The sequence below is a fragment of the Cellulomonas sp. JZ18 genome, assembly GCF_009720485.1.
Classification (GTDB): domain Bacteria; phylum Actinomycetota; class Actinomycetes; order Actinomycetales; family Cellulomonadaceae; genus Cellulomonas.
On sequence record NZ_CP045245.1, the window covers coordinates 2,239,069 to 2,263,092 of the forward strand.

A 24,024-nucleotide genomic window follows, 5' to 3' on the forward strand; every position below is an offset into this window, starting at 1 on the left:
AGGACGCTGCGCGGCGCGCGGGCGGGCGCGTCGGGGCCGGGGGCGTCGGGGCCGGGGGCGGTCGTGGGCTCGGGTGTCGTCGCAGGCACGGGTCACGACGCTAGCCGACGCCCCCGCGACGCCAGGGGGTGCGGCCGCGCACGAGTTGCGGGCCCGTCGTTGTGGGACGCCCACAACGACGGGGGGCGCCTACCATGGGGTGTGAGCACCCGACGGCGGCGCGACCTCCCCGGCGAGGAGGTGCACCGCATCACCAGCGCCCCCGAGCCGCTGGCCGACGACCTCGCGCGTCGCCAGCGCCGCTACCTGTGGCAGATGGGCATCCGGGTCGTCTGCTTCCTCGCGGCGGGCCTGCTGTGGGCGCACGTGCCCGTGGTCGTGCCCATCGTCCTCATGGCGGCCGCCGTGGTGCTCCCCTACGTCGCGGTGCTGCTCGCGAACGCGGGCCGCGAGCGCCGCGTCGAGGGCGACGTCTACATGACGCCGCGCGAGCTCGGGGCGGCGCCCCGCGGCGGCGGCGAGCTGGGAGGGTCGTGATGAGCACGCCCGACGCCGTCGACGAGCTGGTCTGCAGCGCGCGCGGGTGCCGCGCGGACGCGGCCTGGGGCGTGCTGTGGAACAACCCGCGCCTGCACACGCCCGAGCGGCGCAAGGTGTGGCTCGCGTGCGACGAGCACCGCACGCACCTCGGGGAGTACCTGCAGGTGCGGGGCTTCCTCAAGGACGTCGTCCCCGTCGCCGAGCTCGAGCGGTCGGTGCCGTGACGCCGGCGACGGCCGCCGCGCCCGTCGCCGCCGACCCGTCGCCCGAGGCGCTGCACGTCCCGTCGGCGGGCACGCGGGCGGACGTGCGACGGCGGGCGCTCGGGCTGCTGGCGCTGGCGGTCGCCGTCGCGGTGGTCTGCACGTTCCTCGGGCGCTGGCAGTGGCACCGGCACGTCGCGCGGTCCGAGGCGATCGCGGTGGTCGAGGCGAACTACGCCGCCGCACCGGTCGACCTCGCGCAGGTCGTGCCCGACCCGTCGGCGCCGCTGCCGGACGACGACGCCTGGCGGCGGGTGGTCGTCACCGGTCGCTGGCTGGGCGACGCGACCGTGCTGCTGCGCAACCGGCCCGTCGACGGCACGCCCGCGTACCACGTGCTGGTGCCGCTGCTCGTGACGGACGCCGCGCCGGGAACGTTCGGCCCGCCGGTCGACGCCGGACGCGTCCTCGTGGTCGACCGCGGCTGGGTGCCGACGGGTGAGGACGGCTCGTCCGGCGTGGACGTGCCGCCGCCGCCCGCCGGCGACGTCGAGGTCACCGTGCGCCTGCGCCCCGGGGAGCAGCCGAGCGAGCGGGACGCCCCGGCGGGGCAGGTGCACTCCATCGCGCCCGCGCAGGTGGTGGCGGCAGGCGGCGCGGGGGTGCCGGCGGACGCGCAGCCCTACGCCGCCTACGGCGGGCTGGTCGGCGAGGTCCCCGCGGCCGACACGGAGCTCGGGCCGCTCCCCGCGCCGAGCACCGACCCCGGCTCGCACCTGTCCTACGCGTTCCAGTGGTGGGTGTTCGCGCTCGGCGGTCTGGTCGCGTTCACCGTCGCCGCGCGCCGGGAGTGGCGCGACGCGCCGCCCGCGGACGCGCCGGACGGCGCTGCGCGCACCGGCGTCGCACCTCCCTCGCCGGCGCGCCGGCGCCGGGCGCCCGGCCGCGACGAGCGGGACGAGGACGCCGAGATCGACGCCCAGCTCGCCGACGGCCGCTGAGCGGTCAGACCGGCGCGCTCAGGCGAGCGCGATGAGGTCGAGGTAGTCCGGGCCCCACAGGTCCTCGTCGCCGTCCGGCAGCAGCAGCACCCGCTCGGGCTCGAGCGCCGCGACCGCGCCCTCGTCGTGGCTCACGAGCACGACCGCGCCCTTGTACCCGCGCAGCGCCGCCAGGATCTCCTCGCGCGAGGCGGGGTCCAGGTTGTTCGTCGGCTCGTCGAGCAGCAGCACGTTCGCGCTGGAGACGACGAGGGCCGCGAGCGCGAGCCGGGTCTTCTCCCCGCCGGACAGCACGCGCGCCGGCTTGTCGGCGTCGTCCCCGGAGAACAGGAACGACCCGAGCACCGAGCGCACCTGGGTGTCGGTGAGGTCGGGGGCGGCCGTGCGCAGGTTCTCGACCACGGTGCGGCTCAGGTCCAGCGTCTCGTGCTCCTGGGCGTAGTAGCCCAGCTTGAGCCCGTGCCCCGGCTTCACCTCGCCGGTGTCCGGCTTCTCCAGACCGGCGAGCATCCGCAGCAGCGTCGTCTTGCCGGCGCCGTTGAGACCGAGGACGACGACCTTGCTGCCGCGGTCGATCGCGAGGCTGACGTCGGTGAAGACCTCCTGCGAGCCGTACGACTTCGACAGCCCCTCGGCCGTGATCGGCGTGCGGCCGCTCGGTGCCGGGTCGGGGAACCGCAGCCTCGCGACCTTGTCGGAGACGCGCACCTCCTCCAGGCCCGACAGCATGCGCTCGGCGCGGCGCGCCATGTTCTGCGCCGCGACGGCCTTGGTCGCCTTGGCGCGCATCTTGTCGGCCTGCGCGAGCAGCGCGGCGGCCTTCTTCTCGGCGTTGGCACGCTCCCGGCGGCGGCGCTTCTCGTCCGTCTCGCGCTGCAGCAGGTACGCGTCCCAGCCCAGGTTGTACTGGTCGAGCTGCGAGCGGTTGGCGTCGAGGTGGAAGACCTTCGTCACCGTGGCGCGCAGCAGCTCGACGTCGTGGCTGATGACGAGGAAGCCGCCCGGGTAGTTCTTCAGGTAGTCGCGCAGCCAGACGATCGAGTCGGCGTCGAGGTGGTTCGTCGGCTCGTCCAGCAGGAGGGTCTCCGCGCCCGAGAAGAGGATGCGCGCGAGCTCGACGCGCCGGCGCTGACCACCGGACAGGGTGCCGAGCTCCTGGCCGAGCACCCGGTCGTCGAGGCCGAGGGCCGCGGTGATGCGGTGCGCCTCGGACTCCGCCGCGTACCCGCCGGCGGCGGTGAACCGCGCCTCGAGCTTGGTGTAGCGCTCCATCGCGCGCTCGCGCGTCGCGTCGTCCGTGGACGCCATCGCGCCCTCGGTCTCGCGCATCGCGGCGAGCACGGCGTCGAGGCCGCGCGCCGAGAGCACGCGGTCCATGGACAGCTGGGTGAGGTCGCCCGAGGCGGGGTCCTGCGGCAGGTAGCCGACGTCCCCGCTGCGGGAGACGGTGCCGCCCGTGGGCTGGCTCTCCCCCGCGAGGGTCTTGGTCAGGGTGGTCTTGCCGGCGCCGTTGCGGCCGACGAGACCGATCCGGTCGCCCGAGGCGATGCGGAAGGTCGTGGGTTCGAGCAGGACGCGTGCGCCGACGCGCAGCTCGACGGCCGAGGCGGTGATCACTGGTGGTTTCCTCCGACGACGCCGGGAGGGATCTGGAGCCCGGCACAAACGCCCAGCAGTCTACCGAGCCGCTAGCGTGACCAGCGGCCCAGGGGCTGCGGCCGGCACCGGTCGGACGCACCGGGACGACGCGGCGCGGTCCGGGACACCGCCGTCCGGCCAGGACCCGACACTTCCCGCGGAGGGCGAGCCATGTCCAGCGCTTTCGACGACACGACCACCGACGAGGCGACGCGCCCCGCGCGCGCCGGCGAGGACCGCGCCCTGCCCGCCCCGCCTCCGGGCCGGCGCCCGGCCACGGACGTCGCCCTCGTGGCGACGTTCGCGGCGTTCGTCGCCGCGTGCGCGCTGGTCCCGCCGATCCCCACGGGGTCCGGCGTGCCGATCACGCTGCAGACGTTCGGCGTGATCCTCGCCGGGCTCGTGCTGGGGCCGCTGCGCGGCTTCCTCGCCGTGGCGCTCTACCTCGTCGTCGGTCTCGCCGGCGTTCCGGTGTTCGCCGAGCTGACGGGCGGGCTCGGGGTGCTGGGCAAGCCGTCGGTCGGCTACCTGCTGTCGTTCCCGCTGGCCGCGGCCGTGGCGGGTCTGCTCTCCCGGGTCGCGCTGCGTGCCCCGCTGCGCTGGCGGTGGGCGACGCTCGCCGCCGCGGGGCTCGGCGCGTCGTTCCTCACGGTGCACCCGGCCGGCATCGCCGGTCTGATGTGGCGGCTCGGGGTCGACCTGCCCGCCGCGTTCGTCATCGACGTCGTCTACTGGCCCGGCGACGTCGTGAAGAACCTGCTCGCCGGCGCCGTGACCGTCGCCGTGCTGCGCGCGTACCCCGACCTGCGCCCCGATGCACGGGCTCGAGCGCCGCGGCCGTGATCACGCTCGAGGACGTCGAGGTCACGGCCTGGACGTCCGACCCCGACGGCGGCCCGGACCGGCTGGTGCGGCTGCTCGGCCCCGTGTCCCTGGAGCTCGCGGAGCGGCGCGTCGCCGTGGTGGGGGCGAACGGGTCGGGCAAGTCCACGCTCGCCCGGCTGCTCAACGGGCTCGTGCTGCCGTCGGCCGGGCGGGTGCTCGTCGACGGGCTCGACACCGCGTCGGACGGCGCGGCGGTGCGTCGGCGCGTCGGCTTCGTCTTCACCGACCCCGACGCGCAGATCGTCATGCCGACGCCCGTCGAGGACGTGGCGCTCTCGCTGCGGCGCGCGGTGCCCGACGCGGCCACGCGCACCGCGCGGGCGCTGGAGGTGCTCGAGCGGTTCGGGCTCGCCGAGCGCGCGCACGTGCCCGTGCACTCCCTGTCCGGCGGGCAGCGGCAGCTGCTCGCGCTCGCCGCCGTGCTCGCGACCGAGCCGGCCGTGCTCGTGTGCGACGAGCCGACGACGCTGCTCGACCTGCGGTGGCGCACGCGGGTCGACGACCTGCTGCAGTCGCTCGACCAGCAGGTCGTCGTCGTCACGCACGACCTGGAGGCGGCCGCGCGCGCCGACCGGGTGCTCGTGGTGGATCAGGGCGTCGTCGTCGCGGACGGCCCGCCCGGCCCGGCCCTCGCCCGGTACCGCACGCTCATGACCGGGACGAGCACCGCGGCCGGAGCGGCGGGTGCCGCGTCGCTCCGGCGGGGACCGGCGTGAGCCTGAGCACCTCGCGCCGGGGCGAGCCGCCGGCGCGCGCGCCCGAGGCCCGGCGTCGACGGGTCGGCGCGGGGCGTCCGGTCCGCGCCCCCTGGGCGGGCCCGCTGGGGCTGTACCACCCCGGGCGCACCCTCCTGCACCGCGCGCCGGTCGGCGTGAAGCTGCTCGGTCTCGCCGCCGGGAGCCTCGCGGTCGTGCTCGTGCGCGGCGTGGTCGCCGCGCTCGTCGGGCTCGCCGCCGTCGTCGCGCTCACCGCGCTCGCACGCGTCCCGTGGCACCGCGCGACCCGCGGCCTGCTGCCCGTCGTGCTCACGGCCGTCGTGCTCGGTGCCTACCAGACGTGGGTCGGCGACCCGGCGCGGGGCGTCGAGGCCGCGGTCGACCTGCTCGTGCTCGTCCTCGCCGGCAGCCTGGTGACCGCGACCACGCGCGCCGACGACCTGCTCGCCGCCGTCGCCCGCACGGCGCGGCCCCTGCGCCACGTCGGGCTCCCGCCGGCGACCGTGGGCCTCGCCGTCGGGCTCTTCCTGCGCACCGTTCCCGTGCTCGTGCACACGGTGACCGAGACGCGCGACGCGGCGCGCGCCCGCGGGCTCGAGCGCGACCCGCGCGCGCTCGTCGTGCCCGCGGCCGTGCGGATGGTGGGGCACGCCCGCTCGACCGGTGACGCGCTCGCCGCACGGGGACTCGGAGACGACTGACGGACGACGCGCTCGTCGTCGTCGCGGCGTGGTGGTGCCTCTCTCCGCGCGCTGGGGCAGGCGTCCGGCCACCGGTCCTGGACGGCCGACCAGGACCGCACCCGCTCGCCGGGCGCGCACGTCGCGCCCGGTCTAGCGTGACCGCGTGACGTTCAGCGAGGGTGGTCGGTTCGAGGGTGGGCGCGTGCGTCGGCGCACGGGCGGGCGGACCGCGGCGGTCGGCGGCGGCGGTCTCGTCGGCGTCATCGCCCTCGCGATCTACCTGTTCACCGGCCAGGACGTCTCGCCGCTCCTCGGCGGCGCGGCGGACGGCGGCCAGGGCGGCACCGTGTCGGAGGTCGGGGGGTGCACCGCCGAGGAGGCGAACGCGGACCCGACGTGCCGGTTCTCCGCCACGCTGCAGGCGCTGGACGCCTACTGGTCCCAGACGCTGCCCGCCGCGGGCGCGCAGTGGACGCAGCCGCCGGGTGAGGCGTTCGAGGGCGGCGCACCGACCGGGTGCGGTGCCGCCTCGGCGTCGACGGGCCCGTTCTACTGCCCGGCGGACCAGACGATCTACCTCGACCTCGGCTTCTTCCAGGTGCTGCAGTCGCAGTTCGGCGCGCAGGGCGGGCCGCTCGCCGAGATGTACGTGTACGCCCACGAGTACGGCCACCACGTGCAGAACCTCACGGGCGTGTTCGCCTCCGCCGACCGCAGCGGCGGCGGCGCCGAGTCCGACTCGGTCCGCGTCGAGCTCCAGGCGGACTGCTACGCGGGCATGTGGGCACGTGACGCGACGCAGCGGGTCGACCCGGACACCGGCGTCACGTTCCTCGAGCCGATCACACGCGAGCAGCTGGCGAGCGCGCTCGACGCCGCCGCCGCGGTCGGCGACGACCACATCCAGCAGCAGTCGGGCGGTGCCGTGAACCCCGACACGTGGACGCACGGCTCGAGCGAGCAGCGCCAGCGCTGGTTCACGATCGGCTACGAGCAGGGCTCGCTGGAGGCGTGCGACACGTTCGCCGTCGACACGCTCTGACGGCGGCACGCTCTCACGGCTGCACCCGCGCACCGACCCCGGGTGCGCCGACGGCCCGGCCCCCGCGCGGGGACCGGGCCGTCGTGGCACGCGGTGCGTCAGATGTTGAACCCGAGGGCCCGCATCTGCTCACGACCGTCGTCGGTGATCTTCTCGGGGCCCCACGGCGGCATCCACACCCAGTTGATGCGGAAGCCGTCGACGATCCCGTCGAGCGCCTGGGCCGACTGGTCCTCGATGACGTCGGTGAGCGGGCAGGCTGCCGACGTCAGCGTCATGTCGATGACCGCGGTGTTGTCGCCGTCGATCGCGACGCCGTAGACGAGGCCGAGGTCGACGACGTTGATGCCGAGCTCGGGGTCGACGACGTCGCGCAGCGCCTCCTCGACGTCGGCGACGTTCGCCGGCGCGGACGCGGGTGCGGCGGCCGCAGCCACCGGGGCGGCGTCGGGCGCCGTCGCCGGCGCGGGGCTGGTGGTCTCTTCGGTGGTCATGCGTCCTCCCGGGCGCGTGCGCCGGACGTGATGAGGGCGTCGGACAGGGCGGTCCACCCGAGCAGCGCGCACTTCACGCGTGCCGAGAACCGCCCGACGCCCGTGAAGGCGGTGGCGTCGCCGAGCAGGTCCTCGGCGTGCTCGTCGTCGAGACCGGCGCCCTTGGACTGCATGAGCGCGCGGAACGTGGCGGCGAGCTCGTCGACGCCCGCGAGGTCCTTGTCGACGACGAGGTCGTGCAGCACCGAGACGGAGGCCTGCGAGATGCTGCAGCCCTGCCCCTCCCAGCGCACGTCGCGCACGACGCCGGCGTCGTCGAGGTCGACCTGCAGGGTCACCTCGTCACCGCACGTCGGGTTCACCTGGTGCGACTCCCCCGTCACCGCGGCGGCGTCGCCCGCGGCGCCCAGCCCCCGCCCGTGCGGGAACTTGGCGTGGTCCAGGATGACCTGCTGGTACAGCTGCTCCATCGATCCGGTGCTCATCACGCTCCCTCCAGACCGAAGAACGTCCGGACCCCCGCCAGTGCTTCCCGGAACGCCGCGACGTCCTCGGCGGTCGTGTACACGCCGGCGGACGCACGGGTGGTCGCGGCGACGCCGAAGCGGCGGTGCAGCGGCTGCGCGCAGTGGTGGCCGACGCGCACGGCGACGCCCGCGTCGTCGAGCACCTGGCCGACGTCGTGCGCGTGCACGCCGTCGACGACGAACGCGACGTTGGCGAGGCGGTCGGTGGTGTCGGTGGGGCCGATGACGCGCACGCCCGGCACGGACGCGACGGCGTCGAGCAGCAGCCCGGCCATCTCGGTCTCGTGCGCGTGCACCGCGGCCATGCCGAGGTCGCCGAGGTACTGCGCGGCGGCGCCGAGCGCGACGGCCTGCGACACCATCTGCGTGCCGGCCTCGAACCGCTGCGGCGGCGGCGCGTACGTCGTGGTCTCCATCGTGACGACCTCGACCATGGAGCCGCCGGTCGTGACCGGGGGCATCGCCTCGAGCAGCTCGCGCCGCCCGTACAGCGCGCCGACGCCCGTGGGCCCGTACATCTTGTGCCCGGAGAACGCGGCGAGGTCCACGCCGAGGGCGGCGAGGTCGACCGGCATGTGCGGGACCGACTGGCACGCGTCGAGCACCGTGAGCGCACCGACCTCGCGGGCCCGGGCGACGAACCGCTCGACCGGCGTGACGGCCCCCGTCACGTTGGAGGCGTGCGAGAAGGCCAGCACCTTCGTCCGCTCGGTGACGACCGTGTCGAGCTCGTCGACGCGCAGCCGCCCGTCGTCCGTGACGCCGATCCAGCGCAGCGTCGCGCCCGTACGGGCGGCGAGCTCCTGCCACGGCACGAGGTTCGCGTGGTGCTCGAGCTCGGTGACGACGATCTCGTCGCCCTCGCCGAGCGCGAACCGGCGGGCGGCCTCTCCCCCGCGCCCGAGCGACGCGTTCGACATCGCGTACGCGACGAGGTTCAGCGCGGCCGTCGCGTTGGACGTCCACACGAGCTCGCCGGGCGTGGCGCCGACGAACCCGGCGACGCGCGCGCGGGCGTCCTCGAACGCCTCGGTCGCCTCCTCCGCGAGCTGGTGCGCGCCGCGGTGCACGGCGGCGTTGCGCTGCAGGTAGAAGTCCTGCTCGGCGTCGAGGACGACGTCCGGCTTCTGCGACGTCGCCCCGGAGTCGAGGTACACCAGCGGACGCTCGTCGCGGAGCGTGCGCGCGAGCAGCGGGAAGTCGGCGCGGACCGCGGCGAGCTCGGTGGCGGACAGCCGGCCGTCGGGTGCGGCGACCGGCTCGAGCGTGCTGGTCATGGGGTGTCCCTCCGGACGGTGGTCCGGGCGGCGGCGGCCGTCCGGGAGCCCCGGGTGCCGGGGCGCCGCCGGGACGCGACCGTGGTCGCGTCCCGGCGGGCGGTGCTCAGGTGCTCGCGCCGGCTCAGGCCGTGGCGGACGTGAGGAACCGGTCGTAGCCCTCGTTCTCGAGGCGCTCGGCCAGCTCCGGGCCGCCCTCCTCGGCGATCTTGCCGTCGACGAAGACGTGCACGAAGTCGGGCTTGATGTAGCGCAGGATGCGCGTGTAGTGCGTGATGAGCAGCACGCCGACGTCGGTCGACTGGCGGACGCGGTTCACGCCCTCCGAGACGATCCGCAGCGCGTCGACGTCGAGGCCGGAGTCGGTCTCGTCGAGGATCGCGAAGCGCGGCTTGAGGAGCTCCATCTGCAGGATCTCGTGGCGCTTCTTCTCACCGCCCGAGAAGCCCTCGTTGACCGAGCGCTCCGCGAACGAGGAGTCCATGCGCAGCGCGTCCATGGCGCCGCGCACGTCCTTGACCCACGTGCGCAGCGGCGGGGCCTCGCCGTCGATGGCGGTCTTGGCGGTGCGCAGGAAGTTCGACACCGACACGCCCGGCACCTCGACCGGGTACTGCATCGCCAGGAACATGCCCGCGCGGGCGCGCTCGTCGACGCTCATCTCGAGCACGTCCTCGCCGTCGAGCAGGACGGTGCCGGAGGTGATCTCGTACTTCGGGTGGCCGGCGAGCGAGTACGCCAGCGTGGACTTGCCGGACCCGTTGGGGCCCATGATCGCGTGGGTCTCGCCGCTGTTCACGGTGAGGTCGACGCCGCGCAGGATCGGCTTGGCGCCTTCCTTGGTCTCGACGCTGACGTGCAGGTCGCGGATCTCCAGGGTGGACATCTCGGGGTACTCCTCGGGGTTCAGAGCGGGGCGTCGACGTCGACGAGCACGCGCTCGCCGTCGACGGTCACGGGGTAGACGGGGACGGGACGGACGGCCGGCGGCGACAGCGGCTTGCCGCTGCGCAGGTCGAACCGCGACCCGTGCAGCCAGCACTCGACCGTGCAGTCCTCGACCTCGCCCTCGGAGAGGGAGACGGCGCCGTGCGAGCACACGTCGCTGATGGCGTGCCACTCGCCGGCCTCGTCGCGCACGACGGCGACCTCGACGGGTCCCGTCTCGCCCTCGAGCTCGACGCGCAGCGTCCCGGCGACGGGCACGTCGTCGGTCATGCAGGCCAGCTGAGCGGTCATGCCTCGTCCGCCGGCGCCACCGCCACGGACTCCTCGACCCGCGGGGTGCCGAGGATCTCGCTCATCGACTTCTCGAGCTCGGCCTCGATCGAGGCGATGAGGCGCTCCTCGACCTCGGGCACGCCGATCTCGTGGATGAGCTCGGCGAAGAACCCGCGCACGACCAGGCGGCGCGCGTCGGCCTCGGGGATGCCCCGGGCGCGCAGGTAGAAGAGCTGCTCGTCGTCGAAGCGGCCGGTCGCGCTCGCGTGGCCGGCGCCCTCGATGACACCCGTCTCGATCTCCAGGTTCGGGACCGAGTCCGCCCGGGCGCCGTCCGTGAGGACGAGGTTGCGGTTGAGCTCGTAGGTGTCGGTGCCCTCGGCCGCCGCGCGGATGAGGACGTCGCCCACCCACACGGTGTGCGCGCCGGCGCCCTGCAGCGCGCCCTTGTACGTCACGCGCGAGGTGCAGCTGGGCACCGCGTGGTCGACGAACAGACGGTGCTCCTGGTGCTGCTCCGCGTCCGCGAAGTACGCGCCCAGCATCGTGACGGACGCGCCCTCGCCGACGAACTCGGCGTCGGGCGTGACGCGCACGACGTCGCCGCCGAGCGTGACCACGATGTGCTTGACGGACGCGTCGCGGCCGACGCGCAGGCGGTGGCTGGACGCGTGCACGGTGCCCTCGGCCCAGTCCTGCACGGACACGACCGTGAGGTGCGCGCCGTCCTCCGCGACGATCTCGACCGTCTCGGTGAGGTTCGCGTGGCCCACGTGGTCGATGACGACGACGCCCTGCGAGAGCGGCTCGGCGTGCACGAGCAGGTGCGTCGCCGTCGGCTCGGCGGCGATCCCCTCGCTCGCCGACCCCTCGACGACCACGGACGTGACCTTCGACGAGACCGACTCGCGGGGCAGCGTCACGACCGTCGAGCGCTCGAAGGACGCCCACGAGGTCGCGGCCGTGCGGTCGCCGGGGCGGCCCGCGGTGCCCAGGCGGGCGTCGTCGCGCTCGACGATCTCGACGCGCGCCTCGGGCGCCTCGACGACCGTCGTCAGGACGCCGTGACCGGACAGGACGCCGTCCGTCGCCGCGCCGAACAGCGGCGCGAACCGGTCGACGGGCGCGAACCGCCACTCCTCCTCCCGGCCCGTGGGGACCGGGAAGTCGGCGACGTCGAAGCTCGTCCGGCGCGCGGCGCGCGACGACTCCGGGACGGTGCCCACGCCGTGGCTGTGGGCACCGTCGGCGACGGCGCGCGAGTGGTCGGTCGAGAGGCCGACGCCGGCGCCCTCGTTCGTGGTGGTCGTCATCAGCCGACGGATCCTTCCATCTGCAGCTCGATGAGGCGGTTGAGCTCGAGCGCGTACTCCATGGGCAGCTCGCGCGCGATGGGCTCGACGAACCCGCGCACGATCATCGCCATGGCCTCGGTCTCGGCCATGCCCCGGGACATCAGGTAGAACAGCTGGTCCTCGCTGACGCGCGAGACGGTCGCCTCGTGGCCCATCGACACGTCGTCCTCGCGGACGTCGACGTACGGGTACGTGTCCGAGCGCGAGATCTGGTCGACCAGCAGGGCATCGCACAGCACGTTGGACGCGGAGTGCGAGGCGCCCTCGAGGATCTGCACGAGACCGCGGTACGACGTGCGGCCACCGCCGCGCGCGACCGACTTCGACACGATCGAGCTCGACGTGTGCGGGGCCGCGTGGACCATCTTCGAGCCGGCGTCCTGGTGCTGGCCCTCACCCGCGAACGCGATCGACAGCGTCTCGCCGCGCGCGTGCTCGCCCATGAGGTAGATCGCCGGGTACTTCATGGTGACCTTGGAGCCGATGTTGCCGTCGACCCACTCCATCGTCCCGCCCTCGGCGACCGTGGCGCGCTTGGTCACGAGGTTGTAGACGTTGTTCGACCAGTTCTGGATGGTCGTGTAGCGCACGCGGGCGTTCTTCTTCACGACGATCTCGACGACGGCCGAGTGCAGCGAGTCCGACTGGTAGATCGGCGCCGTGCAGCCCTCGACGTAGTGCACGTAGGAGCCCTCGTCGGCGATGATCAGCGTCCGCTCGAACTGGCCCATGTTCTCCGTGTTGATGCGGAAGTAGGCCTGCAGCGGGATCTCGACGTGCACGCCCGGCGGCACGTAGACGAAGGAGCCGCCGGACCACGTGGCCGTGTTCAGCGACGCGAACTTGTTGTCGCCCGGGGGGACGACCGAGCCGAAGTACTGCTCGAAGATCTCCGGGTGCTCGCGCAGGCCCGTGTCGGTGTCGAGGAAGATGACGCCCTGCTCCTCGAGCGACTCCTGGATCTGGTGGTACACGACCTCGGACTCGTACTGCGCGGCGACGCCCGCGACGAGGCGCTGCTTCTCCGCCTCCGGGATGCCGAGGCGGTCGTACGTGTTCTTGATGTCCTCGGGCAGGTCCTCCCAGCTGGTGGCCTGCTTCTCGGTCGAGCGCACGAAGTACTTGATGTTGTCGAAGTCGATGCCCGACAGGTCCGCGCCCCACCAGGGCATCGGCTTCTTGTCGAACATGCGCAGCGCCTTCAGGCGCGTCTTCAGCATCCACTCGGGCTCGTTCTTGAGCCGGGAGATGTCGCGCACGACGTCCTCGGACAGGCCGCGACGCGCGCTCGCGCCGGCCACGTCCGGGTCGTGCCAGCCGTAGGTGTAGTTGCCGAGGGAGGCGATGGCCTCGTCCTGGCTCAGCGGCTCGGTCGCCGCCGGCCGGGTGGCCGTCTCGTCCGTGGGTGCGCTCATGGTGTCGGTCCTTCCGTCGAGTGCACGTGCGGGTTCGGGGGGTGCTGTCCGGGATGGGGGGGCGGGGGCTGGTGTCGCGGGCGGGGTCACCGTCCGCCGGTCGGGGTCGTGCGGGTGGGCACGCTCGTGGTGCACACGTGCCCACCGGTCGTCAGGGTCGACAGCCGCTGCACGTGCACGCCGAGCAGGCGCCCGAACGCGCGCGTCTCGGCCTCGCACAGCTGCGGGAACTCGGCGGCGACGTCCTGCACCGGGCAGTGGCCCTGGCACAGCTGGACGACGGCGGCGCCCGGCACCGGACGGGCCGACGCGGCGTACCCGTCCCGCGCGAGCGCGTCGGCGAGGGCGTGCGCCCGGGCGCCGACGTCCTCGCCGGCCGCGGCGACGGCGGCCGCGTGACGCGTCTCGAGCTCGCGCACGCGCTGCTCGGCGAAGCGCTCGACCGCCTCCGGCCCGGCGGCGTCGGCGAGGAACCGCAGGGCCTCGGCGGCGATCTCGGCGTAGCGCTGCGACAGCGTCGCCTGCCCGTCCCCGGTCACGACGTAGCGACGCGCGGGACGGCCGCGGCCGCGCGCCCCGCCGTGGCTCTCGTGCACGACGACCTGGCCGGCCTGCTCGAGCGCGGCGAGGTGACGACGCACGCCGGCGGCGGTGAGGTCCAGGGCGGACGCGAGGTCGGCCGCGCTGACGGGCCCGTCGCTCGCGACGAGCTGCAGCACGCGGCGCCGGGTGCCGGCGTCGAGCTCGCCGGGCGCCGCGGGCACGACCACGGGCAGCATGCTGCTCACGCGCACCTCCACGGGGTCGGCCGGCGCCGGTCGCGTTCGCGTCCGACGGGACGGGCGCACGTCGGCACGCGCGCTCCTGATATCGGCAACATCCTTGTTGCCGAAATCCATCCCCGCAAGCAAGGCCCACCTTCGTGAGCCGCACCTCACACGAGCGTGGGCGCGACCCCCGCCTGGCGCCGCCGGGCCGCGTCGAGCGCCTGCCGGCTCGAGACGACCTGGTCCGAGGGTGCCTGCTCGCGCTCGCGGCGCGCGAGCGCCGCCGCGAACAGGGCGGCGGCCTCCGCGTAGCGCCCCTCGTCGTAGCGGACCTTGCCCTGGTGCTGGTCGGCGAACGCCAGCACGGCCGCGCAGTCGCGGCGCACCTCCTCCTGGACCGCCGCCTCGGCGCGGGCGGACGCGGCGGCGCGGACCAGGTCGACCACCGTGTCGGCGTCCGCGTGCCGGCGCTGCCAGTGCAGCACGTGCGCGACCCGCAGCAGCGGTCGGTACGCGGCGGGCGGCACCGTCCGCGGGACCGTCACGGCCGCCGCCTCCAGCGTCGGCGGGCCGCCCCGGCGCGCGACGTCGCTCCAGCCGAGCGCCAGCGCGGACCCGAGCGCACCGAGGATGCGCAGCCACACGACCCGCTCGCCGTCGCCGTCGGGGCCGCGCGCCTCCAGCTGCTCGACGTGCGCCCACACCGCCGTCACGTCGCCGGGCACCTCCCGCAGCGTGTCGGGGTCGATGCGGTAGGTGGCCACGGGCTCTCCCGTCGTCGTCGGATCCGGCGGCACGGCACCCGCGCGCCGCCGCGTCACCCTAGAGGCGTGCGGGCGCGCCGCGCGCGGGTCGTCCATCTGGGGGACATCCCGGACGATGCGGGCGCGCGTGCCGCACCGGCCACGGCGTCGCGACGACGCGCCCCGGGGGGCCGCCGCCAGCACCTAGACTCGCCCACCGTGCCGCACTCCCCCGCCGTCGAGGTCCGCGGGCTCGTCAAGCGCTACGACGGCCGGACCGTGGTCGACGGCCTCGACCTCAGCGCCGAGGCCGGCCGCGTGACCGCCGTGCTCGGGCCGAACGGCGCGGGCAAGACGACCACCGTCGAGTGCTGCGAGGGCCTGCGCACGCCGGACGCGGGCCGCGTGCACGTGCTCGGCCTCGACCCCGTCGCCGACGGGGCCGCGCTGCGGCCGCGCGTCGGGGTGATGCTCCAGGACGGCGGGCTGCCGACCGCGGTGCGGGCGCGCGAGATGCTCGACCACGTCGCCCGGATGTACGCCGACCCCGTGAGCACCGACGTGCTCGCCGAGCGCCTCGGCCTCGGCGCGTTCGCGCGGACCACCGTCCGCCGCCTGTCCGGCGGGCAGCGGCAGCGCCTGGCGCTGGCCGTCGCGGTCGTCGGACGTCCGCGCGTCGTCTTCCTCGACGAGCCCAGCGCCGGCATGGACCCGCAGTCGCGACGGGCCGTGTGGGAGCTCGTGCGCGAGCTGCGCGACGAGGGCGTCGCGGTGATCCTCACGACCCACCTCATGGAGGAGGCCGAGGACCTCGCCGACCACGTGGTCGTCGTGGACCACGGCCGCGTCATCGCCGAGGGGACCGTGGCCGCGCTGCTCGCCGGGGACGGCGGCGCGAGCGGCCGCTCACCCGGCGCGACGCTCGTCGTGCGCACCGCGCTCCCGGTCGACGCCGGCGACCTGCGGCACGCGCTCGGCGACGCGCTCGTGGTCGAGCAGCGCTCCGCCACGGTGCTCGCCGTCACCGGTGACGTGGGCCCGCGCACCCTCGCCGCGGTGACCGCGTGGCTCGCCGACCGCGACGTGCTCGCGACGCGCCTCGACCTCGGGCCGCGCACGCTCGAGGACGTCTTCCTCGACCTCACCGGACGGAGCCTGCGATGAGCACCCCGGCACCCGCCGCCCCGCGGCCGAGGCGGCTCCCGCGGTCCGGCGCGTGCTCGCCCAGGCCGGGTTCGAGACCCGCACGATCCTGCGTAACGGGGAGCAGCTGCTCGTCACCGTGGTGATCCCCGTGCTCGCGCTCGTCGGCCTCGTGCGCGGCACGTTCGTGGAGTTCGACACGGCCGGCGCGTCGCGCGTCGACTTCCTCACCCCCGGGGTGCTCGCACTCGCCGTCATGACGTCGTCCTTCACGTCCCAGGCCATCGCGACCGCGTTCGACCGGCGCAACGGCGTGCTGCGGCTCATGGCGACCACGCCGCTCGGACGCGGCGGGCTGCTCGCCGGCAAGGTGCTCGGCGTCCTGGCCGTGCAGGTGGTGCAGGTCGTGCTCGTCGGCGGGTCGGCCGCAGCGCTCGGGTGGCGGCCGCCCGGCGCCGGCGTCGCGCTCGCGCTGGTCGGGGTCGTGCTGGGCACGGCCGCGTTCACCGCCCTGGCGCTGCTCGTCGCCGGCACCCTGCGCGCCGAGGCGGTGCTCGCGCTCGCGAACCTCCTGCTCCTCGTCCTCGCGCTCGGCGGGGGCGTGATCGTCCCGGCCGCCGACCTGCCCGCTCCCGTCGCGGCGGTCGCCGCGTGGCTGCCGTCGGGGGCGCTCGGCGACGTGCTGCGCGGCACGCTCCTCGAGGGCGCCCTGCCGCTCGTGCCCGCGCTCGTCCTCGCCGGCTGGACGGCCGTGCTCGGCACGCTCGCCGCGCGCGTCTTCCGCTGGCACTGACGCCCGTCGTCCCGCCCGTCGCCCCGCCGGGGGTGCGCGCGCGTCCCGCCGCCGGTGTGACGCCTGCCTCGCCGTGCCGGGGGTGCTCAAGACGGCGCCTACCCTGGACGCGTGAGCACGACCTCCGCCACGCCTCCCGTCGCACCGCCGTCGCCGAACCTGCTGGAGCGGCTGCGGCCGCGCTGGACGGTCCCCGCCGTCGTGGCGAACCTCGTGGCCCAGGTCGTCATCGTGGTGACGGGCGGGGCGGTGCGGCTCACGGGCTCCGGGCTCGGCTGCTCGACGTGGCCGCAGTGCGAGCCCGGGCAGTTCGCCCCCGTCTTCCACGAGGCGATGTCGATCCACACCGTCGTCGAGTTCGGCAACCGCACCCTCACCGGCGTGCTCGTCGTCGTCGCGGCGGCCGTCGCCCTGCTCGCCGGGCTCGACCGGCGCCGCCCGGCCGCCTACCGCGCGTGGGCCTGGGCGCCGATCGCGGGCGTCGTGCTGCAGGCGGTCATCGGCGGCATCACCGTGCTCGTGCACCTGCACCCGGCGGTGGTCGGGTCGCACTTCCTCATCTCGATGGCGCTCGTCGCGGTCTCGGCGTGGCTGCTCGTGCGGACCCGCGAGGGCGACGGCGCCCCCGTGCGCGTCGCCGACGCGGGCACGCGCGCGCTCGCCGTGGTCCTGGGCGCCGTGGGTGCGGTCGTGCTCGTCCTCGGCGTCGTCGTCACCGGTGCGGGCCCGCACTCCGGCGACGAGGAGGTCGGCTACCGCTTCGCCGTCGACCCGTACGCCATGGCCCGCGTCCACGCGCTGTCCGTGTGGGCGTTCGTCGCGCTGCTCGTCGTCGTGCTCGTGCGCCTGGCCCGGGTGCGCGGCGCGGCCGGCACGCCGACGTACACGGGTGCGGACGGCGGCGCCCAGCCGGCGCGGGGCATCGTGCCGGACCACGGCGACGCGGACGCGGCGGCCCTCGCCCGCGCGCGGCGCTCCGGCCTGGTGCTGCTCGTCGTCACGCTCGCCCAGGGCGGTGTCGGCTACGTGCAGCTGTTCACGGGGCTGCCGATCGCCCTGGTGAACCTGCACATGCTGGGCGCAGCGGTGCTCACCGCGGTCCTCGCGCTCTTCCTCGGCACGCTGCGCGTGCGTCCCGCGGTCGGTGCACCCGCAGAGGCGGTCGCCCCCGTCGGACCCGCCGCCACCTGACCCGTCGCCGCCTGGCCCGCCCCCGCGGGCGCGGAAACGGGCCGCGGGCCCCGACGCACGGACGGCCGCTCCCCCACCGGGGAGCGGCCGTCCTCGTCCTGCCGCCGCGTACGGCCGGCGCTCAGGGCAGGTGCACCTCGGTGAGGGTGCGCCAGCCCTGGGCACGGGCGGCGGCCGCCGCGAGCACGCCCGTCACGGTCGTGGGGCAGCGCAGCCGGCCCTCGAGCACCGCCGTCACGGCGTCGTCCAGCGGGACCCAGGCGGGCACGAGGTCCGCCTCCTCCTCGCCGCGCTCGTAGCGCCGCTGCGCGGGCACCGGACGCAGGTCGCGGGCCAGGAACACGGTGATCCGCTCGTCGTTGCCGCCCGGCGTGCTGAAGAACTCCGCGAGCCGCCACCAGCGGCCCGCCTCGAGGTCGGCCTCCTCCGCGAGCTCGCGCGCCGCGGCGACGACCCGCTCCTCGCCCGCGACGTCGAGCAGCCCCGCGGGCGGCTCCCACAGCACCTGCCGCACCGGGTGGCGGTACTGCGACTGCAGGAGCACGCGGTCCTCGTCGTCCATGGCGAGCACCGCCACGGCCCCCGGGTGCGCGACGTACTCGCGCACCGCGGGGCCGTCGCCCAGCTCGACGGTGTCCCGCACGACGTCCCAGATGCGGCCCGCGAAGACCGTCTCGCGCGCGGTGACCGCACGCTCCTGCGGGACGTCGACGAGCGTGGCGGGGTCGGGCGCGCTCACGCCCCCGCCCGCTGCGCGAGCGCCGCGCCGACGAGCCCGGCGAACAGGGGGTGCGCTCGGGTCGGACGGGACTTGAACTCCGGGTGCGCCTGGGTCGCGACGTAGTACGGGTGCTCCTCGCGGGGCAGCTCCACGAACTCGACGAGGGACGTGTCGGGCGACACGCCGGAGATGACCAGGCCCGCGTCCTCGAGCTTGTCGCGGTACGCGTTGTTGACCTCGTAGCGGTGGCGGTGCCGCTCGGAGACCTGCTCGGCGCCGTACGCCTCCGCGACCACCGACCCCGGCGTCAGGCGCGCGTCGTACGCGCCGAGCCGCATCGTGCCGCCCAGGTCGCCCTTGCCGCCGACGATCGCGAGCTGCTCCTCCATCGTCGCGATGACCGGGTGCGCGGTGTCCGGGTCGAACTCGGTCGACGACGCGTCCTCGAGGCCGAGGACCGTGCGTGCGTACTCGATGACCATGCACTGCAGGCCGAGGCACAGGCCGAGCGTGGGCACCTTCTGCTCGCGCGCCCAGCGCAGCGCGCCGAGCTTGCCCTCGATGCCGCGCACGCCGAAGCCGCCGGGCACCAGCACCGCGTCGACGCCCCCGAGCGCCTCCTGCGCGCCCTCGGGCGTCTGGCACTCGTCGGAGGGCACCCAGCGGATGGTGACCTTCGCGTCGTGGTGGAAGCCGCCGGCGCGCAGCGCCTCGGTGACCGACAGGTACGCGTCGGGCAGGTCGATGTACTTGCCGACGAGCGCGATCTCGACCTGGTGCGCGGGCTCGTGCACGCGGCGCAGGAGGTCCTCCCAGCCGCTCCAGTCGACGTCCCGGAAGGGCAGCCCGAGGCGCTGCACGACGTACGCGTCGAGGCCCTCGGTGTGCAGCACGCGCGGGATGTCGTAGATGCTCGGCGCGTCCTTCGCGGTGACCACGCCCTGCACGTCGACGTCGCACATCAGCGCGATCTTGCGCTTGGTCGACTCGGGCACCTCGCGGTCGGCGCGCAGCACGATCGCGTCGGGCTGGATGCCGATGCTGCGCAGGGCCGCCACCGAGTGCTGCGTCGGCTTCGTCTTGAGCTCGCCCGACGGGCCGATGTACGGCACGAGCGACACGTGCAGGAAGAAGCAGTTGTCGCGGCCCAGGTCGTGCCGGACCTGGCGCGCCGCCTCGAGGAACGGCTGCGACTCGATGTCGCCGACGGTGCCGCCGATCTCCGTGATGATCACGTCGACGTCCTCACCCGCCTGGGAGCGCATGCGGGCCTTGATCTCGTCCGTGATGTGCGGGATGACCTGGACGGTGTCGCCGAGGTACTCGCCGCGCCGCTCCTTCGCGATCACGTGCGAGTAGACCTGCCCCGTCGTGACGTTCGCCGAGCCGACGAGGTCGACGTCGAGGAACCGCTCGTAGTGGCCGACGTCGAGGTCTGTCTCCGCGCCGTCCTCCGTGACGAAGACCTCACCGTGCTGGAACGGGTTCATCGTGCCCGGGTCCACGTTGAGGTACGGGTCGAGCTTCTGCATCGTGACCCGCAGGCCGCGCGAGCGGAGGAGGCGGCCGAGGCTGCTCGCCGTCAGGCCCTTCCCGAGCGAGGAGGCGACGCCCCCCGTGACGAAGATGTGCCGGGTCGAGATGTCCGACCGCCCGGAGAGTCGGTACGCGCGCTCTGTCACGGGCTTCCACCCTACCGCACGCACCGCCCGCCGCCGTGGTGCGGTCCCAGCGCGGCGCGCACCTCAGCGCGGCGCGGTACCCCGGGAGCCGGCCGGGCGGTCACCGTCCCCGCCCGCCGCCTCCCCCGGTCGCGCGTCGCGCGGCGGGAGCTCGTGCGGGGGGCGTCCGTCCTGCGGGGCGGGGTCACCCTGCACGCCGCGGTCGTCGTGCGGCGTGCGGTCGTCGCGCGGCGTGTGCGGTGCGAGCGCGGCCTCCGCGGGGGCCGGCGTGGGCAGCACGGCGTCGACGGGCACGACGGCGGCGCCGGTCTCGTGCGCCGCCTCGCGCGGGTCGGACGGGCGCTCGGCGCGGGCGATCCCGACGAGCGTGCGCCGGTCGAGCAGCGCGGCCCCGGCGGCGACGACCAGGGCCGCCGTCACGGCACCGCCGGCCGCCGCTCCCGTGGCCGACAGGGGCCCGTCGCCGGCCAGCAGCAGGACGGAGTCGGCGACCCACCGCCCGGAGACCGCACCGAGGGCGCCCGCACCCCCGGCGACGAGGACCGTGCGCGCCAGGCCGGCGAGGGCGTCCCGGCCCGCGGCGCGGCGCAGCGCGACGAGGGCCGCGACGGCGCCGGCGACCATGCCGAGCGTGGTCGCCGCACCGAGCGCCGCCAGGACGCCCAGGTCGGCGCGCCGCGCGAGCACGACGAGGAGCAGCGCGGACACCGTCACGACGCCCCACCCGAACGCGTTGACCGCCACGGCGGAGCGCGACCGCTCCAGGGCGTACAGGCAGCGTGACACGTGGAACAGGACGCCCAGGCCCACGACGCCGGGCGCGAGCGGCACGAGCGCGTCCAGGAGCCCGGTGGCCACCCCGCCGCCGCCCCTGTCGAACGCGCCGAACAGGGCCGCGACCGCCGGCGCACCGGCCAGCACGGCGGCGGCGCCGAGCGCGGCCGCGGCCACCACACCGCGCGTCGTCACGGCCGCGAGCCGTCCGAAGGCGGCGCGGTCGCCGCTCGCCGCGTGCTCCGCCACCCGCGTGAAGGTCGAGGTCGCGAGGGGCACCACGAGCACCGCGTACGGCAGCAGGTACACCTGCTGCGCGTACACGAACGCGGTGTAGCCCTCACCGCCGCCCGGTGCGAAGTTCCCCGCCAGGAGCAGGACGACCAGCACCGCGAGCTGCTGCGCCGCCACGGACCCCACGCCCGCGAGCGCGAGCGCGCGGAACCGCGGCCCGGCGTCCTCGCCGAACCGCAGGGTGGGGCGCAGACGCAGCCCGAGGCGGCGCACCGGGACGAGCATCGGCAGGCACATCGCCGCCACGCCGGCCGTCGTCCCCCACGCCAGGACCTCGAGGGCGCCGGGCGGCAGCCGCCCCGGGTCGCTCACCTCGCCGTCGGCCAGTGCGCCGTACACCCCGTACACGGTGATGACGACGACCGAGTTGAGCACCGGGGCGAACGCCGGCCAGAAGAACCGGCGGTGCGCCTGGAGCACGCCGTACAGCAGCACGGTGACCCCGTACAGCGGCACCTGGACGGCGAAGACGAGCACGAAGAACCGCACGAGGTCGACCGGTGCGTCGTCCCCGGCGACGAGGACCGCGAGCGGCTCGGCGAGCACGGCGAGCAGGACGCCGAGCGGCACGAGCACGAGGAGCGCCCACCCGAGCGCGGCCGACGCGATCCGCTCGACCCGCGCACGGTCGCCGCGGGCGAGGGGCGCCGCGAGCATCGGCACGACGGCACCGGCCAGCGCACCACCGGCCGCGGCCTCGAAGAGGATGTTCGGCAGGGTGTTCGCCGCGTTGTACGCGTCACCGATCTCGTGCCCGCCGACCGTGGCCGCCTGGACCAGGAAGCGCCCCAGGCCGAGCACCCGGGACAGCACGGTGACGACCGTGATGAGGGCCGCCGCGCCGAGGAGCCCCTGGACGGCCCGCCGTGCGCCGCGGCTCATGCGCCGCTGTCGTCCGCGGGCGCGGCGTGGCGGCCACGGGCAGCCGGGGCCGCCGGTCGGCGGCCCCACGCGTCGATCTCCCGCAGCACGGGTGTGCGCTCGATGACCCGCGTGAAGCTGACGCGCTCGCTCGCGAGGGTCAGCGCGACCACGCCCGCCAGCGCCGCGAGCCGCACCGGGCGCGGTGCCGCCAGCACGACGGCGGTGCCGAGGGCCGCGCCGAGGGCGTTCGCCCCGCCGTCGCCGAGCATGTCGGCTTCCGCGAGGTCCTGCTCGACGGCCGCTCCCCCGGCGCCGAGGACGGCCGCGGCCGCGCCGGCGCCCGCGCCGCCCGCCAGCGCGAGCGGTGCGGCCGCGAGGGCCGCCGCCTTGAGGGCCCGCCCCGGGCGCAGGTCGAGCAGGTTGAGCAGGTTCGCGGTGCCGGCGACGAGCGCGCCGGACGCGAGCGTGTCCGCGGCGCGCGCCACCGGGTGCGACGGGTGCCCGCCCGCCGGTGCCGCGAGCGCCGCGGCGGCCAGCGCGCTCGCGCCGATGCCGAGGACCTTGAGCCCGCCGGTCGTGACCGTGCCGTGCGCGAGCGCGCCCAGGTGTCCCCGCAGACCCTTCGTGCGCGTCGAGGTGTCCTCGCGCAGGTCGTCGACGAGGCCGAACGCCCCCGCACCCGTCACGGCGACCGCCGCCGCCAGCGCGCTCCGCGGGGACGACGCGCCCACGACCGCACCCGCGAGCAGCCCCGCCGCGGTGGCGGGGCCCTCGAGCATGCTGACCGGCTCACCGCGGTGGTTGGTCCGGGTCCACACCTGCGGGCCCCCGGGCGGGCTCAGGTCGAGCACGCCCCGCACGACCGCGGTGGTGGCGGCCGCGACGGCCCCGGCGGCGAGTCGACGCGCGACGCTCACCCCTGGCCCTCCGCGCCGGCGCCCGCGGCCGGGTCCGTGCCGGCGTCCGTCGCACCGGTCCCGTCCGCGGCCGGCGTCCGGTCGACCGGGGGCAGCTGGACGACCGGCGGCAGCGGCTCGAGGTCGTCCCCGTAGCCGTAGTGGCCGTTCTCGCCGGCGATGCGTGCCGCGAGCGCCAGCGGCACGACGACCTGGCCCGTGACGTCGTCGGTGCGCGAGACCGTCGTCAGCCGCTCGGTGCGCTCACCGTCGGCCAGCACGGCCGACGTGAGCGACTCCGGCGTGCGCGGGCCGTCCGCCAGCACCGCCCCCTGCGACAGCCGCTGCGCGGCGTCGAGGACCGCGAGCTCCGCGTCGCGCCCGGCGGCCGCCGCGTCCGGGCTCGGGGAGGCCTGCGCCGGGTCCGCGGGCGGGCCGGCGACGACGACGACCGCGTCCGCCGGCCCCGCGACCTCGCCCGTCACCGCGATGAGCGGGTTGTCACCGGACGACAGGAGCTCGACGAGCGTCGCGGCGTTCTCCGACACCTGGTCGGGCGCGGACGCGTCGGCGCCCGTCAGCCCCTGCACCAGCGCGTCGGCGAGCTCCGTCTCGGTGCCCGCGTCGGCCGGCGGCGCGGCGTCGAGGTACGACACGAGCGTGCCGGCGAGCGCCTGCCGGTAGGTCCGCAGCGCCGGGTCCGTCCACGCGTCCGTCAGCCGGACCGTCGCCGCCACGCTCGCGCCCGCCTGGCCGATCCGCTCGCCGAGGGCCGTGACCTGGTCCTCCGGCACCTCGTCGAGCAGCACGAGCGCGACGCGGCGGTCGGTGAGCGACCCGCCGAGCAGGCGCTCGGCGGACGCGGACACGACGGCCTCGGCCGCCGCCTCGTCGGTGCCGGCGGCGTCCAGCTGGGCGCGCAGGTCCTCCTTCTCGGCGCGCAGCTGCTCGACCTGGCCGGTCAGGGTGTCGCCGATCGTCTCCTTGAGCGGTCCCGCGCCCAGCGCGATGCCGACGGCCAGCGCGAGGAAGACGGAGATGAGGGAGACGACGTGGTACCGGAAGTCGATCACGGGGTGGGCTCTCGGTCGGTCGCGCCGCGGCGTGCGGCGCAGGGGGCGGGAAGCAGGAGGAGGGGCAGCGCGGCGGCGTGCCGCCA

The 24,024-nt window shown here is 75.7% G+C and carries 25 protein-coding genes; 10 read left to right on the forward strand and 15 right to left on the reverse strand.

Annotated elements, in window-relative coordinates; translation table 11 throughout:
* Nucleotides 1–201: 201 nt before the first annotated feature.
* Genes GC089_RS10160 through GC089_RS10170 form a run of 3 tightly spaced genes read left to right on the forward strand, consistent with a single transcriptional unit; the run spans nucleotide 202 to nucleotide 1,744 of the window.
* The gene (locus GC089_RS10160; protein ID WP_230684727.1) at nucleotides 202–537 is read left to right on the forward strand and encodes a DUF3099 domain-containing protein; all 336 of its coding nucleotides are present in this window, start codon (nucleotides 202–204) and stop codon (nucleotides 535–537) included.
* Nucleotides 537–764 (forward strand): hypothetical protein, encoded by a 228-nt coding sequence (locus GC089_RS10165; RefSeq protein ID WP_155377589.1) that lies wholly within the window; start codon nucleotides 537–539, stop codon nucleotides 762–764. Before GC089_RS10160 ends, GC089_RS10165 begins: the two co-directional genes overlap by 1 nt.
* Nucleotides 761–1,744: an SURF1 family protein gene (locus GC089_RS10170; protein ID WP_230684728.1), complete on the forward strand. Its 984-nt coding sequence runs from the start codon at nucleotides 761–763 to the stop codon at nucleotides 1,742–1,744. The genes GC089_RS10165 and GC089_RS10170 overlap by 4 nt, the downstream gene beginning before the upstream one ends.
* Nucleotides 1,745–1,762: 18 nt before the next feature.
* Here the strand turns inward: GC089_RS10170 and GC089_RS10175 are convergent, their stop codons facing one another.
* Nucleotides 1,763–3,361, reverse strand: coding sequence for an ABC-F family ATP-binding cassette domain-containing protein (locus GC089_RS10175; protein ID WP_155377590.1), 1,599 nt, complete (start codon nucleotides 3,359–3,361; stop codon nucleotides 1,763–1,765).
* Nucleotides 3,362–3,553: 192 nt separating this feature from the next.
* On the opposite strand from GC089_RS10175, the gene GC089_RS10180 reads away from it, so the two are divergent.
* The 4 genes from GC089_RS10180 to GC089_RS10195 all read left to right on the forward strand — a co-directional run bounded on the left by GC089_RS10180 (nucleotide 3,554) and on the right by GC089_RS10195 (nucleotide 6,708).
* Nucleotides 3,554–4,225 (forward strand): biotin transporter BioY, encoded by a 672-nt coding sequence (locus GC089_RS10180; protein WP_155377591.1) that lies wholly within the window; start codon nucleotides 3,554–3,556, stop codon nucleotides 4,223–4,225.
* The gene (locus GC089_RS10185) at nucleotides 4,222–4,983 is read left to right on the forward strand and encodes an energy-coupling factor ABC transporter ATP-binding protein (RefSeq protein WP_155377592.1); all 762 of its coding nucleotides are present in this window, start codon (nucleotides 4,222–4,224) and stop codon (nucleotides 4,981–4,983) included. The genes GC089_RS10180 and GC089_RS10185 overlap by 4 nt, the downstream gene beginning before the upstream one ends.
* Entirely contained in the window at nucleotides 4,980–5,684 is a 705-nt protein-coding gene (locus tag GC089_RS10190) for an energy-coupling factor transporter transmembrane protein EcfT (protein WP_230684729.1), read from the forward strand. Before GC089_RS10185 ends, GC089_RS10190 begins: the two co-directional genes overlap by 4 nt.
* 145 nt (nucleotides 5,685–5,829) lie before the next feature.
* A complete protein-coding gene (locus tag GC089_RS10195) occupies nucleotides 5,830–6,708 on the forward strand; it encodes a neutral zinc metallopeptidase (RefSeq protein WP_155377593.1) in 879 nt (292 codons plus the stop codon).
* 98 nt (nucleotides 6,709–6,806) lie between these two features.
* On the opposite strand, the gene GC089_RS10200 is transcribed toward GC089_RS10195, so the two are convergent.
* The 9 genes from GC089_RS10200 to GC089_RS10240 all read right to left on the reverse strand — a co-directional run bounded on the left by GC089_RS10200 (nucleotide 6,807) and on the right by GC089_RS10240 (nucleotide 14,528).
* On the reverse strand, nucleotides 6,807–7,202 hold the full coding sequence (locus GC089_RS10200; protein WP_230684730.1) for a metal-sulfur cluster assembly factor: 396 nt from the start codon (nucleotides 7,200–7,202) through the stop codon (nucleotides 6,807–6,809).
* On the reverse strand, nucleotides 7,199–7,687 hold the full coding sequence (sufU, locus tag GC089_RS10205; protein WP_155377594.1) for a Fe-S cluster assembly sulfur transfer protein SufU: 489 nt from the start codon (nucleotides 7,685–7,687) through the stop codon (nucleotides 7,199–7,201). The genes GC089_RS10200 and sufU overlap by 4 nt, the downstream gene beginning before the upstream one ends.
* Nucleotides 7,687–9,006, reverse strand: coding sequence for a cysteine desulfurase (locus tag GC089_RS10210; RefSeq protein WP_155377595.1), 1,320 nt, complete (start codon nucleotides 9,004–9,006; stop codon nucleotides 7,687–7,689). Before GC089_RS10210 ends, sufU begins: the two co-directional genes overlap by 1 nt.
* 124 nt (nucleotides 9,007–9,130) lie before the next feature.
* On the reverse strand, nucleotides 9,131–9,892 hold the full coding sequence (sufC, locus tag GC089_RS10215) for a Fe-S cluster assembly ATPase SufC (RefSeq protein ID WP_155377596.1): 762 nt from the start codon (nucleotides 9,890–9,892) through the stop codon (nucleotides 9,131–9,133).
* Nucleotides 9,893–9,912: 20 nt separating this feature from the next.
* Nucleotides 9,913–10,245, reverse strand: a complete 333-nt coding sequence (locus GC089_RS10220; RefSeq protein ID WP_155377597.1) for a non-heme iron oxygenase ferredoxin subunit — start codon at nucleotides 10,243–10,245, stop codon at nucleotides 9,913–9,915.
* Nucleotides 10,242–11,540: a Fe-S cluster assembly protein SufD gene (gene sufD / locus GC089_RS10225; protein WP_155377598.1), complete on the reverse strand. Its 1,299-nt coding sequence runs from the start codon at nucleotides 11,538–11,540 to the stop codon at nucleotides 10,242–10,244. Before sufD ends, GC089_RS10220 begins: the two co-directional genes overlap by 4 nt.
* The gene (gene sufB / locus GC089_RS10230; protein WP_155377599.1) at nucleotides 11,540–12,997 is read right to left on the reverse strand and encodes a Fe-S cluster assembly protein SufB; all 1,458 of its coding nucleotides are present in this window, start codon (nucleotides 12,995–12,997) and stop codon (nucleotides 11,540–11,542) included. The genes sufD and sufB overlap by 1 nt, the downstream gene beginning before the upstream one ends.
* A gap of 86 nt (nucleotides 12,998–13,083) precedes the next feature.
* On the reverse strand, nucleotides 13,084–13,776 hold the full coding sequence (locus tag GC089_RS10235; protein ID WP_155379121.1) for a metalloregulator ArsR/SmtB family transcription factor: 693 nt from the start codon (nucleotides 13,774–13,776) through the stop codon (nucleotides 13,084–13,086).
* A 155-nt stretch (nucleotides 13,777–13,931) separates the two neighbouring features.
* Nucleotides 13,932–14,528 carry a hypothetical protein gene (locus GC089_RS10240; protein WP_155377600.1) on the reverse strand — a complete coding sequence of 199 codons (597 nt, stop codon included), beginning with the start codon at nucleotides 14,526–14,528 and terminating at the stop codon, nucleotides 13,932–13,934.
* Between the two features lie 198 nt (nucleotides 14,529–14,726).
* Here GC089_RS10240 and GC089_RS10245 point away from each other — a divergent pair, with 198 nt between their 5' ends.
* The 3 genes from GC089_RS10245 (at nucleotide 14,727) to GC089_RS10255 (ending at nucleotide 17,634) form a co-directional block, all read left to right on the forward strand.
* Nucleotides 14,727–15,671, forward strand: coding sequence for an ABC transporter ATP-binding protein (locus tag GC089_RS10245; protein ID WP_155377601.1), 945 nt, complete (start codon nucleotides 14,727–14,729; stop codon nucleotides 15,669–15,671).
* A 52-nt stretch (nucleotides 15,672–15,723) separates the two neighbouring features.
* On the forward strand, nucleotides 15,724–16,443 hold the full coding sequence (locus GC089_RS10250) for an ABC transporter permease (protein WP_155377602.1): 720 nt from the start codon (nucleotides 15,724–15,726) through the stop codon (nucleotides 16,441–16,443).
* 111 nt (nucleotides 16,444–16,554) lie between these two features.
* On the forward strand, nucleotides 16,555–17,634 hold the full coding sequence (locus GC089_RS10255) for a heme A synthase (protein WP_155377603.1): 1,080 nt from the start codon (nucleotides 16,555–16,557) through the stop codon (nucleotides 17,632–17,634).
* Between the two features lie 121 nt (nucleotides 17,635–17,755).
* On the opposite strand, the gene GC089_RS10260 is transcribed toward GC089_RS10255, so the two are convergent.
* The 5 genes from GC089_RS10260 to GC089_RS10280 form a co-directional block, all read right to left on the reverse strand.
* Nucleotides 17,756–18,373, reverse strand: coding sequence for an NUDIX domain-containing protein (locus GC089_RS10260; RefSeq protein ID WP_155377604.1), 618 nt, complete (start codon nucleotides 18,371–18,373; stop codon nucleotides 17,756–17,758).
* Nucleotides 18,370–20,037, reverse strand: a complete 1,668-nt coding sequence (locus tag GC089_RS10265) for a CTP synthase (protein WP_155377605.1) — start codon at nucleotides 20,035–20,037, stop codon at nucleotides 18,370–18,372. Before GC089_RS10265 ends, GC089_RS10260 begins: the two co-directional genes overlap by 4 nt.
* Before the next feature lie 63 nt (nucleotides 20,038–20,100).
* Nucleotides 20,101–21,987, reverse strand: a complete 1,887-nt coding sequence (gene murJ / locus GC089_RS10270) for a murein biosynthesis integral membrane protein MurJ (RefSeq protein WP_155377606.1) — start codon at nucleotides 21,985–21,987, stop codon at nucleotides 20,101–20,103.
* Nucleotides 21,984–22,886 (reverse strand): hypothetical protein, encoded by a 903-nt coding sequence (locus GC089_RS10275; RefSeq protein ID WP_155377607.1) that lies wholly within the window; start codon nucleotides 22,884–22,886, stop codon nucleotides 21,984–21,986. Before GC089_RS10275 ends, murJ begins: the two co-directional genes overlap by 4 nt.
* A complete protein-coding gene (locus GC089_RS10280) occupies nucleotides 22,883–23,938 on the reverse strand; it encodes a copper transporter (RefSeq protein ID WP_155377608.1) in 1,056 nt (351 codons plus the stop codon). The genes GC089_RS10275 and GC089_RS10280 overlap by 4 nt, the downstream gene beginning before the upstream one ends.
* Nucleotides 23,939–24,024: the final 86 nt, after the last annotated feature.